This window comes from Actinomyces sp. Marseille-P3109, assembly GCF_900323545.1.
Taxonomy (GTDB): domain Bacteria; phylum Actinomycetota; class Actinomycetes; order Actinomycetales; family Actinomycetaceae; genus Actinomyces.
Genome location: NZ_OOHN01000008.1, coordinates 2,793,271 through 2,807,302 on the forward strand (window position 1 = coordinate 2,793,271; position 14,032 = coordinate 2,807,302).

Below are 14,032 nucleotides of genomic sequence, written 5' to 3' on the forward strand. Positions count from 1 at the left end.
CGCGATCGCGCCGTCGGCGTTGGCGTAGTACCAGTGGCCGTCCACGTCCAGCCACTTTCCGGTGGCCATTGCGCCGGACTCCTCCAGGTAGTACCACTGTCCGCCGGAGGCGACCCAGCCCTTGGAGGTCATGACACCCTCACCGTTGAAGTGGTACCAGGTGTTGTCGACCTGCTTCCAGCCGGTGGCGATGGCTCCATCGGCGTTGGCGTAGTACCAGGCGTTGTCGGCGTTCACCCAGCGACCGTCGGCCATGGCGCCGTTTGCGGGGTCGAGGTAGTAGCGGGTGCCGTCGACGGTGACCAGGCCGGTCTCCATCTTGCCGTCGGCGTTGAAGTGGTACCAGGCGCCGTCGATGGACTTCCAGGTGCTGGAGGCCAGGTCGCCGTTGGGGTTGGCGTAGTACCAGGTGTCCTTGTCCTTGACCCACTTGTTGGCCTGCATGGCTCCCATGTCGTCGAAGGAGTACAGGACGTCCTTGACCTTCTGAGTTCCGGTGACCGCGGCGCCATCGGTGCCGAAGTAGTACCACGTGCCCTCGATCTGGGCCCAGTCCTTCTTCAGCTCACCCTTCTCGTAGTAGTAGCGGTGGCCGTCCTTGGTCTCCCAGCCGGTCTTGGGTTCCTCAGGATTGTTGCTGGGGTCGGCCGAAGGGGCTGCGGTGGGGTCAGCGGACGGTGCGGTGCTGGGGTCGGCCGACGGTGCCGTGCTGGGGTCAGCGGACGGTGCGGTGCTGGGGTTGGCCGACGGTGCTGTGCTGGGGTTGGCCGACGGCGCCGTGGTGGGGTCAGCGGACGGTGCGGTGCTGGGGTTGGCCGACGGCGCCGTGGTGGGGTCAGCGGACGGTGCGGTGCTGGGGTTGGCCGACGGCGCCGTGCTGGGGCTGGCCGACGGTGCGGTGCTGGGGTTGGCCGACGGCGCCGTGCTGGGGCTGGCCGACGGGGCTGCGGTGGGGTCAGCCGACGGCGCCGTGCTGGGGCTGGCCGACGGGGTTGTGGTGGGCTTGGTGCTGGGCGCCGTGGACGGGGTGGAGGCGGCCTGGGTGATGGCCCACCCCAGCAGGGGGGCGAGGCCGCCGCCACCCAGCAGGCGACCTCTCAGCCGGCAACACAAACTGACGCCACAACCGCCGCCACCCAGGCCGCCGGGGACACCGCCCAGCAGGGTGGCGGTGGCCTCGGTGGGCTTGGTGCTGGGCTCCGTCGCGGTGGTCGGCTCCGTGGTGGGCTTGGTCGGCGCTGCGGCGGTTGTGGCGTCAGTCTGTGGTGCCGGCTGAGAGGTCGCCTGCTGGGTGGAGGTGGCCTCGGTGGGCTTGGTGCTGGGCTCCGTGGACGGGGTGGAGGCGGCCTCGCCCCCCTGCTGGGCGGTGTCCTCAGTGGCCTGGGTGGCGGTGGTTGTGGCGTCAGTTTGTGTTGCCGGCTGAGAGGTCGCCTGCTGGGTGGCGGCGGCCTCGCCCCCCTGCTGGGTGGGGCCATCACTCTGGGCCAGGGCTGCGGGACCTGCCAGTCCCACGAGCGTCATCGCCGCGAGTGTGCCGATCATGTATCGGCCAGTGCGCTTCATCATGTCCTCCTTGAGGAAATGGTTCTCTTCCTTGTGAACGTCTCCGTCGCAACCGGCCGGTCAACAGTCTTCTCTGGCCTTTTCTCCGGAGGGCGGATACAGAGAATATACGAGCCCGCGATGCTGTTTAACTAGCTGTTATGCATGGATATGGCATCAGTTTGGTTAAGTTCTTGTGTCTCTTCAAATGGTTATCCGCATGGTTTATTACGGTTCAACGCATGGAGTAGTCTGTCTCGTTCTCTCGTGGTGCGCTCAGGCGAGGGATTGAAGATCCGTAGAGCGGCAAGCACGGTGCGGCGGGCTCCTGAAGGCCCTCGATCCCGAGTGTTTCTACATCTGTCACAAAGGCTTTGAGGAACCCCAGCGAGGGGAAGCGAGACTGCATGATCCCGAGGGTCTCGGACAAGTGCGATCGACGTGCGGGCCTCTTTGCGGCAGATGTGGACACGTAGCCCATGGGGTCCCAAGCAAACGCGTTTGCTTGGGACCCCATGGGCCTGGATCTCGGTCAGTCGCCGGTGGGGCGATCCTCCCGGGACTCATTCAGTTGTGGTGAGTGTGGTCGGGTCACCGCTTGGCGGCCCGGAAGCCGGCGGCCACCGCCTGTGTGTCGGTGGAGAAGCATGCCTCGGGCTTGGTCTCGCTGTAGGACTGGTTCCACGGGTGGTGGTAGATCTTGCTGCTCGCATTGCCCTTGATCGGGGCCCACGCGGGGCAGCTGTAGCCCCCGTTGTTGACGGTGATCCACCGACCGTTGCCGTCGAAGGCGTAGGTCCAGCCATCGATCGTTCTGGTGGTGCTGACCAGCATCGCGCCGCTTCCATCGACGTAGAAGGTGCCCTCGATCCACTTCATAGTGGCCATCGCGCCGCCACTGTTGAAGTAGTACCAGGTGCTGCCGATCTGCTGCCAGCCGGTGGTCATTGCCCCGTTGCCGCCCAGGTAGTACCAGGTGCCGCCGATCTGCTGCCACCCGGTCGCCATGGTGCCGCCGGCGCCGAGGTAGTACCAGGTGCTGCCGATCTGCTGCCATCCGCTCGCCATGATGCCGCTGCCGTGGAAGTAGTACCAGGCGCCGCCGATCTGCTGCCAGCCGGTGACCATGGCGCCGGTCCCGTCGACGTAGTACCAGTGGCCATCCGGCGAGATCCACTTCCCGGCAGCCATTGCGCCGGAGCCCTCGAGGTAGAACCACTGTCCGCCGTTGGAGACCCAGGTGCTTGAGCGCATGGCGCCAGTGGTGTCGAAGTAGTACCAGGAACCGTCGACCCGTGCCCAGCCGGTGGTCATCGCCCCGTTGCCGCCCAGGTAGTACCGGTGGCCGTCCGGTGAGATCCAGCCGGTGCTCATGACGCCGTCGTTATTGAAGTGGAACCAGGTGCCGTCGATCTGCTGCCAGCCGGTGGCCATGGCGCCGTCGGCGTTGGCGTAGTACCAGTGATCGCTCACCTGCTTCCAGGTGCTCGCGGTCATGGAGCCGTCGTTGTTGAAGTGGTACCAGCTCGCCCCGACCTTCACCAGGCCGATGGACTTGGCGCCGACTTCGTTGACATAGAACCATTTGTCGCCCAGGTGCAGCCACGTGCTGGTGGCGATGACACCGGAACCCTGGACGTAGAAACTGACTCCGTCCTGGTCGATCCACCGGTTGGCCTGCATGACGCCGTCGTTGTCGAAGTAGTAGTCGGCGTTGTCGACGCTCCGTCTGCCCGTGAGGGCAGCGCCGTGGGCGTCGGCGTAGTACCGCTTGCCCTCCAGTTGCAGCCAGGTGCTGGTCTGCAGGGTGCCGTCGGCGCCGACGTAGTACTTGCGGCCTCCGTCGAGGACCCAGGTGCTGGTCTTCTTGACGCCGTTCTCGTAGTAGTACAGCTTGCCGTTCTCCTCCCGCCATTCCTTCTTGGGCTCGGCGGGCGGGTCGGAGGGCCTGTCCGAGGGGGTGGGATCTTCAGAGGGCGCGGCGCTCGGTGCCTCACTCGGTGAAGCAGCGGGCGCGGGAGAGTCGGAGGGCTGGGCGGAGGGTGCTTCGCTTGCCGCCACGGGTGCCGGGGGAGTGGCGGGAACGGCTGGTGAAGCCTCGGCCGGGGCGACCGGCGGGGCTGCTGGTTGCTTGGCGACGACGTCGCTTGCCGGGGGTGCGGTTGGCTCTTCGGCTAGAGCGGTGGGACTGGCGAGTCCCACGAGCGTCATCGCTGCGAGCGCGCCGACCATGGATCGACAGGAGCGCTTCATAACTTCCTCCTTGAGGGCACGGTCCTCAATCGTGTGAACAGTGCATCCACCGATGTTTACCTGTGCACAGTCCTCGCCAAGTACATGCGTCGAGGTGGGTGCAGAGCAATTTTACTGTGCGACTACTTTGGTGGAAGGGGTTGAAGTTCCTAAAAAATGTTTCATTTCGGCCAACATATACTCGTCAGGTGAATTTTTCTGGCTCGCGGAATACCTGTCCTCTGCGAGATGCAAGAGCGAGTCGATGCTTTTGGTGGGTAACCCCACACTTTGATCTATCTAAGTGTTTCGAGTTCTATACGTAAATAACAATACGCCAACAACTTCGGGATGTGTGTCGAAATATATAGGGGAAGGAGTGGGGGAGATCTAGGATGTCGGAATCGATGAGGTTGTTGTTCCGAGACAGTCAGTGAGGACTTATGTCATTCGAAGATGCATTGCTCAACATAGCGAATCGTGTGCAAGATTATGCTGGTTCGCTTGAGACGGAAGAAGCTACCAAAAATGCCATCATCATGCCCTTCATTCAGAGTGTTCTAGGCTATGATGTCTTCAATCCGGATGAGGTGGTGCCTGAGTTTGTTGCCGATGTTGGCAGTCGTAAAGCAGAAAAAATTGACTATGCAATTAAGCGTGAAGAGTCTATACAGATTCTAGTCGAGGCCAAAAAGATTGGGGAACCCCTATCTCTTGAGCATGCCAGTCAGCTTGTTCGCTACTTTTCAGTTTCTAATGCGCGAATCGGCGTTCTGACTAATGGAAGATATTGGCAGTTCTACACTGATTTGGACAAGCCAAATATTATGGACTCCAGACCGTTCCTTCGTTTGGATCTTATGAATGTCGACACCTACATTCTTCCAGAGCTGAAAAAACTCACCAAGGCGACTTTCGATCTTGATTCGGTGTTGACGGCAGCCGAAGAACTCAAGTATGTGTCTTCTACGAAAACCGAGATTGCCCAAACTTTCAGTAATCCTGACGCTGATTTTGTTCAACTGTTTGCGCGCCGCGTGTATGATGGTGCGCTGACCGCGAAGATGCGAGACTTCTTCCAAGGGGTTGTGGAGAAGGCGTGTAGGCAGTTCCTTGCGGAGCAAGTTAATGAACGTCTGAAAAATGCTCTCGCCGAATCTACTTCTGTGTCAACAGAAAGTCAAAATGAGGTGTCTCGAGTAGATGTTGATGTCGAGGATAAAAAAGCTGGTATTGTAACTACCGAGGAGGAGAGACAGGCGTACATGATTGTCCGCGCAATTGTAGCTGTGGAGATTCCGTTGGAACGTATCGTCGATCGTGACACCAAGAGTTATTTTGGTGTTCTAGTTGACAACTCAAACCGCAAGCCTGTGTGTCGTTTTCATTTTAATGGGAAGAGTAAGAAGTACCTTGGTCTGCTTGATGAACACAAGGCAGAGACTCGTCACGAAATTGAGCGACTGGAAGACATTTACCAGTATGCTGAACAGCTTCGCGAGGCCGCTCGTCGTTATCGGTGAGGTTAGCTGAGTAAGTGGAGGGCGAATGCTTACTGGTAGCGATGCTAGCTGCATCGGCTGCCGTCGGCGCCTGGGTCTGAATGGTCCAGGCGCCGATTGCGGTTTCCAAGCGGCGACGGCCCGGGATCACGGCAACAGGCTCTCGTTGACCATCCTTCATTGTTCCGACGACGGTGAACCAGGTGGGCCTGCCGAGGCGATGGAGCAAGTCGGCTCCTTCGGGCTCCGCTGCCAGATGGTCCATGACGACGTCGAGTGCTGCTCTCCAAGTCTGCATCTCGATCCCTGTCTCAGCGTGCGCGCGTAGGAGATCCGCGACGAGCAGCATGATGTCGTCTCGGTCGGCGTCGTTCGTGGGGTGCCAGTGCTTGCCGACGGTGGCGGCGAGTCGATCGGCATGTTCGAGCACCGCCGTCTCGGCTTCGGTCGCGATGTCGCGTGGATAGATCATGATGGGCTCCTTCGAATAGTGAGGGCCCATTCTCTGGAACCGCGCGTAGCTTGTCGGAAGCTTTGAGCCTATCGGGTCATTTGAGCCTCTGCCCTGAGAAAGTCTTCGAAGTGCTCGGCAAGACGGTCGCCATCGGGATGCATTTGTTTGGAGGTCGGCACGTGCGTGAGGGAGTGGCCCTCGAATTTCAGCAATCCGGTTTGTAGGTGGGTAGTCTCGATACTCTTTGCTCTTGTTGCCACGTGGATGCGGCGGTCGGCGTCGATGCCGAGGAGGTGACGGTCGTAGGCGGTGTGGTGGAGCCTGCACAGTGCCAAGCCGTTGCTGACCTCAGGGACGCCGGTTTCCTTGGAATCGGCGATGATGTGTGAGGCCTCAAGGAGCTGTGCGTGCGGAAGATCGCAGACTGCGCAGGAGATCTTGTAGGCGCTGAGTACATGCTCCCGGAAGTCGTGCTGATGGATGCGCGCCTTTGTCCACCTGGAAACGTATTTCTTCTCGATCTGCCCAGAGTCCTTGTGGTCTGCGGTGGGCGGTGTCGTCTCGTCGATGGCGATCATGAACTCTCCGTTGCGGTTGTCGATGTCGACGATGTAGGCGGGGAATCGGGCGTAATAGAATAGTGTTGAAGGGGTTGGTTTGACTCCCACGAGCCAAGCGAGTGGATAACGTCTCTGTGCGGCCACCTTCATAGCGTCATTCGCCCACTTCTTCGTCTCTGAGAACTTGTAGCGAAGTAGTCCGCTGTCGTCGATCCTGTCGGCGTATGGCGCTTCTTTTCCGGGGGTTGGGGCTGCGGTTTTGAATGTCAGTGCTGCAGCAAAGGGTTGTGGCTTCCAGATCCCTTGAGACTGATGGGTGAGGCGGAAGTGGTGACCGTGCCAGGAGAACCCGTCCATCAACTCCTTGTGAGTCAAGAGCTCATGGCCGCTCATCTGCTGCGCCTCGAACCACTGCATGGCGGCGAAATGTGCGTCGCGCTCCTCTTCGGGAGTAAAAATTTCCCTGTCCATGGTGGCTTCCCTCATGAAATGAGCAGGTGAGAAATAGGGGGTGCCTGCCAACGGTGGCAGAGCGCTTCGGCAGAAGTATAGCGCGCTGAAACGATACTGAGTGTTCGGGGGTTCGCTCGGTAAGGGGTAGAGGCGGGAGTGTCCTCACTCGCTTCCACCCTTAGCTTTGATCGGCGTCGTCAGTTTTCGCAGTCAGGCGCCCTTTCTTCTCCTCACGCATTCGCTCGCTGCAGCCGGGCTATGCCGGCGGCCTGGGCGACCGTCGCCCAGGCCAGGGCGGTCCACGCCAGGTGACCGCGGGCCGTGCGCGAAGGGTGAGCACCCGAGCCGTCGAGCACCGCCCCCACGGCACGCAGCGGCTCGCGCAGCTCACGGTAGTGGAGACCACTGATGAGCGCCCGCCCGTCGTCAACTCGGTCCGGGTCCAGCAGGCACCGCAGGGTCGAGGACTTTCCGGCGCCATTCGGCCCCACGAATCCGGTGACGCGGCCCGGGCGCGCCTCCAGGTTCACGCCGTGAAGGACCTCCCGCGAGCCGTGCCGTCTGGCGAGATTCTCAATACTGACCATGCGCCTGCTTCGGTTCGCCGGGTGGCCGCGCGCATCGGCCGCCGGGCCGACGCCGCGTCGCCGCCTCAGACCCGGGTCCGTCAGACCCTGGTTCGATGAACCGCCCGAGCCTCCTTTCTAGACTGGCCGAGTGTCAGCTCCTGACGTCCCACCGCGCCACTCCCTGCTTGCACGCGCCATCACCGGGCTGACTGTGGTTGTCGTTGGCCTGGGTGTCCTCGTCGGCTTCTCCCCGGATCCCTCCCGGCACGCCCAGCTGACGATGCTGCTCGTCATGGCTGCCCTCGTGGTCGTCTCCCTGTGGCTACGGCGGCGCGACCGCCGCGCCTACGAGCGCCGCCTGGCGCAGGAGACTGCCGCGCGCGCCGTCGCCGAGGACCGCCTTGTCATCGCCCGCGAGCTGCACGACGCCGTCTCCGGCAACCTTGGTGCCATCACCGTGCGCTGCGCCGTGGCCCAGCGCCTCGAGACCAACCCCGACGGACTGCGCGGCGCGCTCAGCGACGTCGAGGCCGCCTCCCGCGAGGCCACCGACGCGCTGCGGCGCATGCTCGCCGTCCTGCGCGACGAGCACACGCCCCCGACACCCGGGGCAGTGACGGCGGTCTCGGCTGCTGCGGGAACCTCTGTGGTCGGCGCGGATGCAGCAGGCGCGCCGGTCGGTTCGGGACCCCAGCCGAGTGAGGAACCTACTGAGGGCCTCGCTGCCAGTCTCGCTGAGGTCGTCGACCGGGCTCGACGCTCCGGTGTCACGGTCGAGGTCGATGCCGACACTGGTGCAGGTGCAGAGACGGACACAGCCCCAGGTGCGGCCGACCCTGCCGAAACGACGGATGAAGGGGCTCGAGGCCTTTCCACCTTGACCGGCCTCTCCATCCCAGTGAGCCGGGCCGCCGTCCGGGTCGTCGCTGAGGCCTTGGCCAACACAGCCCGTCACGCCGGCCCCACGCGCGTCCGCGTCGTCCTTCGGCGGGCGCCGGAGCAGCTGCGCATCGCCGTCGTCGACGACGGCCCGGCCCCCGGCTGGGTGCCCCACCCCGGGGCCGGGCAAGGACTGCGCGGACTCCATGAGCGCCTGGCCGCGCTCGGCGGGACCCTGACGGCAGGCCCCTGCACCGACGCCCCCGGCTTCGCCGTCGAAGCGGTCATGCCCGTTCCGGTCGCCGCTGCCGCCCGGGCCGCCGGCAGCACCGGGCGCCCCGATCGCAGCGCGGGACCAGGGCACCGACCCGTCAACGAGCCACCGAGTACCGGACCCGGGAGCGGAAGGGCGACCCATGACTGATCCCACCGGCGCGCCGACCGGCAGGACCGACGGGGCTCCCGGCGCCCCCATCCGGGTGCTGATCGCCGAGGACCAGGCCCTCCTGCGCACCACACTGGCCGCCCTCCTTCAGCCCGAGCCCGGCATGAGCGTCGTCGGCCTGGCCGAGGACGGCGCCCGCGCGGTCGCCCTGGCCGCCGAGCTGCGCCCCGACGTCGTCCTCATGGACATCCAGATGCCGGGCCTCACCGGCATCGAGGCCACCAGTCGAATCTGCGCCGATCCGGCGCTCGCCGCCACGCGCGTCCTCATCCTCACCATGTTCGAGGTCGACGACTACGTTCTGGGCGCCCTGCGCGCCGGCGCCTGCGGCTTCCTGCTCAAGGACACCGATCCGCAGTCCCTCGTCGATGCCGTGCGCACCGTCCACGAGGGCCAGTCGCTGCTCAGCCCTCAGGTGCTGGCACGACTCGTGGCCCGTATGCCGCGCGCGGTGGCGGCCGGAGCCCCCGGCATCGCCCGGGCCGACGACGTCGAGGCCCTCACGCCCCGCCAGCGCGAGGTGCTCCTGCTCATCGCCCGGGGCCTGTCCAACAGCGAGATCGAGGTCGAGCTCGGCATCACCCGGGCCACCTGCCGCAGCCACATCACCGCGCTCCTGGCCCGCCTCGGTGCCCGGGACCGCGCCCAGCTCGTCATCGCCGCCTACGAGTCCGGCCTCGTCGACCCCCACTGAGGTCCACTGGAGCGATCTGGCTCGAGTTCGTACCTTAAGGTTCGAGGTCGTACCCTCTACCCCTCGAACTCGAGCCTTAAGGTACGAACTCGATGGCGGCAGTACAGTGCCCTCGGGGACGACGCCGGCACATCGACTCCAAGGGCACGGCTATCCGAGGAGCACCCCGCTGGGAGATCCCGGCCGGTCGATCTCATCCCCGCTCTGTGAAGACCAGCCGGCGCTGCGCCACATAGCTGGCCACGTAGATGGCCCCGTCACCGAGGACCTTGGCGATCCCCAGTGGGATCCCGATCGCGGTGAGCGCCTTGAGCGCGACGTAGCTGGCCGCCATCAGACTCACCGCCAGGATCACGTAGCGCACCGCCGTGCGCACCACGGTGCCGCGGCGGGCCTTGAAGATGCGGCGGTTCATGAAGAAGTTCGCGGTCCCGGAGATCAGCCGCGCCCCCACGACCGCCGCCAGCAGGTTGCCGGTCATCGCGAAGATGACCATGACGCCCAGCCAGTCGATCCCGAAGCTCGCCAGCGACGCCCCCGTGAACCGCAGCAGCGGGGCGTAGATCCGCGCCGAGTCCTGCAACGGCCGGAAGTGGGAGGAGGTGTTGCCCGGCTCGTAGACCGTGGCGATCTCCACCTGCTCCACCACCAGCCCCAGCTCGTGGGCGCGCAGCAGGGCGGAGAGCTCGTACTCGTAGCGGTCGCCGGGCACGCTCTGCAACCAGGTCAGGTGCCCTGCGGGATAGCCGCGCAGGCCCGTCTGGGTGTCGCCCAGCTTCCAGCCGGTCGCGCCGCGGAACAGCAGGGCGGTCACGTCGTTGCCGATCCGGCTGCGCAGCGGCACCGGCCCGGTGAACCGCCGCACCCCCAGGGTCATGTGCCCGGTCTCGCGCACCCTCGCGGCCACGGCCTCGATGTCCGACGGCGTGTGCTGCCCGTCGGCGTCGGCGCACACCACATCCGCATCGGGCCAGGTGTCGGCCGCGTGAGCCAGACCCGTGCGCAGCGCCTGACCCTTGCCCTGGTTGACCGGGTAGCTGACCACCTGGGCTCCGCGGGCACGGGCGGCGGCGAAGAACGGTGCGTACCGCGGCCCCGAGCCGTCGTCGACGACGAGTACCGCGCAGTCCCGGCGCGCCCCGCGCAGCTGGGCCACGAGCGCGGCCAGGCGCTCATCGGGCTTGTAGGCCGGGATGAGGACCACCAGCGTCACTGCCGTCAGAGGTCGGGGAGCGGTGGTGGCGCGCAGTGCCACCCGATTGACGGCGGTCCGGTTCGCCGGGACGATGACCCGCGGCAGCACCCGCGGCGAGGTCTGAAGGGCTGTGTCGGTGCCGCTCATCTCAGGATCCGTTCGCGATGTAGAGGATGTCGGAGGTGTCGCGCTCGCCCCCGTTGGAGGGCTGGTTGATGATCGAGCCGTTGAAGTACATGGCCGACGAGCCGCCGCCGTCGATGTTGTAGGCGCAGGCGCATCCCAGGTCGGCCATGATCTGGGCGAGCTCGGTCATCGTCACGCCGCGCGAGTAACCCTCGCTGCGGCCGTCGACGACGACGAGCTTGAGGTGGTTCGTCTCCACCCACCCCACGGCGGTGCGCGGTTGCTTGCCCTGGATGGAGTGGTTGCCGACGTTCGTGTCGACCTCGACCTGGTCGATGCCGGAGAGCACCTGGCTGTTGTCGACCAGCGCCGGCCCGAAGGACAACGTGTTCCACACACCCGCGTCCAGGAGTGTCTGGGCGTTGGTGGTGGTCTCGTCGTAGACCTCGACGCGCCCGTCGGTGTAGAAGGCCATGCCGTCTCGCTTGCCGCTGTCGCGGTAGATGACCCCGTTGCGGATAAGGATGCCGTCGCTGCGGAAGCCGTAGTAGTCGCCATTGATGGCCAGGATCGCGTCGTGCTCGGAGGCCATCGCGGTGGGCTTGGCGACGATGTTGGTGCCGTAGGAGTTGTTGGCGAAGGCGCTGCGCAGGTCGGTGGCGTTGGTGAGCTTGACGTCGGCCACGTAGTAGGTGACGGTGTCGCTGCCCGATCCGGTGGAGACCTGCTGGATCTCGATGCTCGTGTTGGATGAGGAGTAGGAGTTCTCTGCGACCGTCACGTTGGTGGCCGGGGCGGCCGAGGAGCCGGCGACGGCGTTGTGGGCCTTGGCCTCCAGGGAGGTGACGTCGCCAACCTCGACGTGGTCGATGACGAACCGGTTGAGCGCCCAGGCGCTGGTGCCGGTGGCGGCCAGGCCCAGGACGGCGGCGCCGCCCAGGAGGAAGCGGCGGCGCGGGTGCTTGCGGGACTTCGTGGAGTGGGAGTGCCGGCCGGACTGGTGATCCTGGTCCGCCTGGGGCGGCTCGGCCGGGTTGAGGGTGTCGGAGCTGTGCATGGCTCAACCGTGTCGGCCCCGTGTATGTCAGGCGTAGGTTGTCCTTGTGGGTCTCCTGTGAAGCTGCGGATCCCGGAATGGCACGGGAAAGCGGCGCCGCGTCAGATGTCAATACTTCTGGAAGGTGAGATGCTTGCGCCGAGATGGTCCCTGAAGTGCATCCCTGAGGTCCGGCCCGGGCCTACAGTGATGGGGGCAAGTAGCTGGTTCCCGCCGTGGGAATCTGCGAAGAAGGAGGCAACCGTGTTGACGGGACGGACTCTACGCATCTTCCGCATTGTCATCGTGGTGCTCAATATTGTGGTGGCCGTCGTCTCCTTCCGGCGGGGAGACACATTGGCCATGGTCATCGCCATCGCTGTTGCGGCGCTCTTCCTGATCCAGGTGATCCGTCCATCCATTGGCGGCGGGCGTGACGACCGAGACGACCGGACGCCCCCGAGCTCATGAACGTCGACGACGACGCCCGTCTCCTTGAGGTCGAGGGCCTGTCCGCCTGGTACGAGCGCAACCGGCCGGTCCTCACCGACGTCTCCTTCGCCCTCGAGGCCGGCGAGGCCGTGGGCCTCATCGGCCTCAACGGCGCCGGCAAGACCACGATGCTCACCTCCCTGTGCGACGTCCACCGCGGAGCACGCTTGAGCGTTCTGCGCTACCAAGGCCGGGACGTGCGCCCGGGCGACGAGCACTTCAAGGCCGCCCGCTACCTCAGCCTCGCCGACGACTCCTCCTTCCCCACCTGGAACCTGGAGGCCTTCATCGGCTTCCTCGAGCACGCCTATCGCCTGCGCCCGGACCGCGGCCGCCTCGAGGAGCTGATCGAGGGATTCGACTACGGCCGTTACCGGACCACCTCCTTCTCCCGCCTCTCCAGCGGCTCACGTAAGAAGGCCAACCTCATCGCCGCCTTCTACCTGACCACGCCCCTCCTCCTCCTGGATGAGCCCGTCGACTTCCTCGACTTCACCGCCACCGAGTTCCTGTACCGCAGCATCAACGACGCCACCGCATCCGGCCGCTCGGTCCTGCTCAGCTCCCACATCGCCGAGTCCTTCACCCGCTGCACCCGGCGCCTCTACGTGCTCTGCGCCGGCCGGATGACCGGCCCTTTCGCCACCCCCGAGGACTCCGATGCCGTGGCGGCGCTGGTCAGTTAGCCGGGCCGCCCTGAGGGCGGTGACCGGGCAGTTCGTGGGGCGCCAGACCGTCCTGAGCGCAGCCATCCTGTGCGCCCTGGCCGCCTGGTTCGGGGCGTCGGCCGATCTCCGCGTCAACCCGCGCGTCGCTGTCATCGGACTGGTTCTGGCCCCCATTGGCCTGTCGGCCACCATCGCCTCGACGTGGATCGGCTCCGGCCGCTGGGACGACCTGGCCCGCTTCCCGCTCCGGCGCGACGAGCTCGCCCGCGCCACCCACCTCGTGGCCAACGCCGTCATCCTCCTCGAGGCGGTCGCGCCCATCACCCTGTTCGTCCTGCTGGCCGACAGCGGGAGAGGTGGCCCGAGCTCCGAGGCGGGCGTTGCCGCGACGACGGCCGTGGAGATGGTCGTCGTCGGGCTCGGAGCCTCGTCGCTGGGGCTGACCCTGTGGGCGGGGGAGAGGGTCGGGCTGCGCTGGGCGGCCGGTGGGGCTCTCGTCGTCGGGACGCTCCTCTGGTGGCTCGCGCCCGTGGCCTCGGCCGTCCTCTTCGCCGCCTGCGTCTTGACGATGCTCGGCTGCACCGATGGGTTGCGGGCGCGGCGCACGCAGGTGGGAACCGTTGGAGGCGGCCGCCACAGCCTGGTCCTGGGCGAGCTGGCCACCGTGCGCACCACGCAGGTCAACACTCTCATGATGCTCGTCGTCGGTCTTTTCTTCACCTACACCATGGCCCGCCGCGCTCTGACGGTCTCGCTGTCCATGGCGCTCATCGTCACCAACACGCCGTTGAACGCCTACTTCTCCCGCTATCTCAGCACTCGCGCGGTGGTGCTGGCGGCGCCCGGATCGAGGCGGGTCTTCATGGCCTACGCCAGAGACCTCACGCTGTTGTACATGGCGTCGAACTGTCTGGTGGGTGCGCTGATCGTCTGGCTGGGAGGCGGCCTTGTGGGGGCGGCTGCAGCCGGAGCGGCAGCCTCACTCGCCGGGGCGACGACCGCGGTCCTCCTGGAGGTCTACCGGCCGCTGACGAGCTGGAAGTCCGAACGCGACGTCATGCGTCACCCGCGCAAGTACCTCCCTCCGGCCGCGGCACTGCTCGCCGTCATAGTCGTCCACGCGCTCGCGCCGTGATCGCCTCGCAGGGCCTGCGCGCTCCGCAGCAGGTCCTCGCTCGGGCTGCT

11 protein-coding genes and 1 pseudogene are annotated in these 14,032 nt (G+C 65.5%); 6 read left to right on the top strand and 6 right to left on the bottom strand.

Annotated elements, in window-relative coordinates; genetic code table 11:
* Positions 1-6 precede the first annotated feature (6 nt).
* Both BQ8008_RS12010 and BQ8008_RS12015 read right to left on the bottom strand, forming a co-directional pair.
* Positions 7-1,566: pseudogene (locus tag BQ8008_RS12010) on the bottom strand (hypothetical protein); the annotation flags it as partial.
* A 567-nt stretch (positions 1,567-2,133) separates the two neighbouring features.
* Positions 2,134-3,795 carry a sunset domain-containing protein gene (locus BQ8008_RS12015; RefSeq protein WP_267896226.1) on the bottom strand — a complete coding sequence of 554 codons (1,662 nt, stop codon included), beginning with the start codon at positions 3,793-3,795 and terminating at the stop codon, positions 2,134-2,136.
* Between the two features lie 422 nt (positions 3,796-4,217).
* On the opposite strand from BQ8008_RS12015, the gene BQ8008_RS12020 reads away from it, so the two are divergent.
* Positions 4,218-5,297 (top strand): type I restriction enzyme HsdR N-terminal domain-containing protein, encoded by a 1,080-nt coding sequence (locus tag BQ8008_RS12020; protein WP_108834190.1) that lies wholly within the window; start codon positions 4,218-4,220, stop codon positions 5,295-5,297.
* Positions 5,298-5,816: 519 nt separating this feature from the next.
* On the opposite strand, the gene BQ8008_RS12030 is transcribed toward BQ8008_RS12020, so the two are convergent.
* Together BQ8008_RS12030 and BQ8008_RS12035 are read right to left on the bottom strand one after the other, a co-directional pair.
* Complete coding sequence (locus BQ8008_RS12030) at positions 5,817-6,776, bottom strand: HNH endonuclease (RefSeq protein WP_234415390.1); 960 nt, start codon at positions 6,774-6,776, stop codon at positions 5,817-5,819.
* A 197-nt stretch (positions 6,777-6,973) separates the two neighbouring features.
* Positions 6,974-7,330, bottom strand: coding sequence for an ATP-binding cassette domain-containing protein (locus BQ8008_RS12035; RefSeq protein WP_325048137.1), 357 nt, complete (start codon positions 7,328-7,330; stop codon positions 6,974-6,976).
* Between the two features lie 130 nt (positions 7,331-7,460).
* On the opposite strand from BQ8008_RS12035, the gene BQ8008_RS12040 reads away from it, so the two are divergent.
* Together BQ8008_RS12040 and BQ8008_RS12045 are read left to right on the top strand one after the other, a co-directional pair.
* A complete protein-coding gene (locus BQ8008_RS12040; protein ID WP_108834192.1) occupies positions 7,461-8,615 on the top strand; it encodes a sensor histidine kinase in 1,155 nt (384 codons plus the stop codon).
* Entirely contained in the window at positions 8,608-9,330 is a 723-nt protein-coding gene (locus BQ8008_RS12045; RefSeq protein ID WP_108834193.1) for a response regulator, read from the top strand. Before BQ8008_RS12040 ends, BQ8008_RS12045 begins: the two co-directional genes overlap by 8 nt.
* A gap of 193 nt (positions 9,331-9,523) precedes the next feature.
* Here the strand turns inward: BQ8008_RS12045 and BQ8008_RS12050 are convergent, their stop codons facing one another.
* Both BQ8008_RS12050 and BQ8008_RS12055 read right to left on the bottom strand, forming a co-directional pair.
* Positions 9,524-10,672 carry a bifunctional glycosyltransferase family 2/GtrA family protein gene (locus tag BQ8008_RS12050; protein WP_108834194.1) on the bottom strand — a complete coding sequence of 383 codons (1,149 nt, stop codon included), beginning with the start codon at positions 10,670-10,672 and terminating at the stop codon, positions 9,524-9,526.
* Between the two features lies 1 nt (position 10,673).
* On the bottom strand, positions 10,674-11,708 hold the full coding sequence (locus BQ8008_RS12055) for a phosphodiester glycosidase family protein (protein WP_108834195.1): 1,035 nt from the start codon (positions 11,706-11,708) through the stop codon (positions 10,674-10,676).
* Between the two features lie 57 nt (positions 11,709-11,765).
* Between BQ8008_RS12055 and BQ8008_RS13850 the strand changes: the two genes are divergently transcribed.
* The 3 genes from BQ8008_RS13850 to BQ8008_RS12070 are packed head-to-tail and all read left to right on the top strand — an operon-like array spanning position 11,766 to position 13,982.
* Positions 11,766-12,158, top strand: coding sequence for a hypothetical protein (locus BQ8008_RS13850; protein WP_234415391.1), 393 nt, complete (start codon positions 11,766-11,768; stop codon positions 12,156-12,158).
* Positions 12,155-12,865, top strand: coding sequence for an ABC transporter ATP-binding protein (locus BQ8008_RS12065; RefSeq protein WP_108834196.1), 711 nt, complete (start codon positions 12,155-12,157; stop codon positions 12,863-12,865). The genes BQ8008_RS13850 and BQ8008_RS12065 overlap by 4 nt, the downstream gene beginning before the upstream one ends.
* A gap of 19 nt (positions 12,866-12,884) precedes the next feature.
* Positions 12,885-13,982, top strand: a complete 1,098-nt coding sequence (locus BQ8008_RS12070; RefSeq protein WP_234415392.1) for a hypothetical protein — start codon at positions 12,885-12,887, stop codon at positions 13,980-13,982.
* The last annotated feature ends 50 nt before the right edge of the window (positions 13,983-14,032 follow it).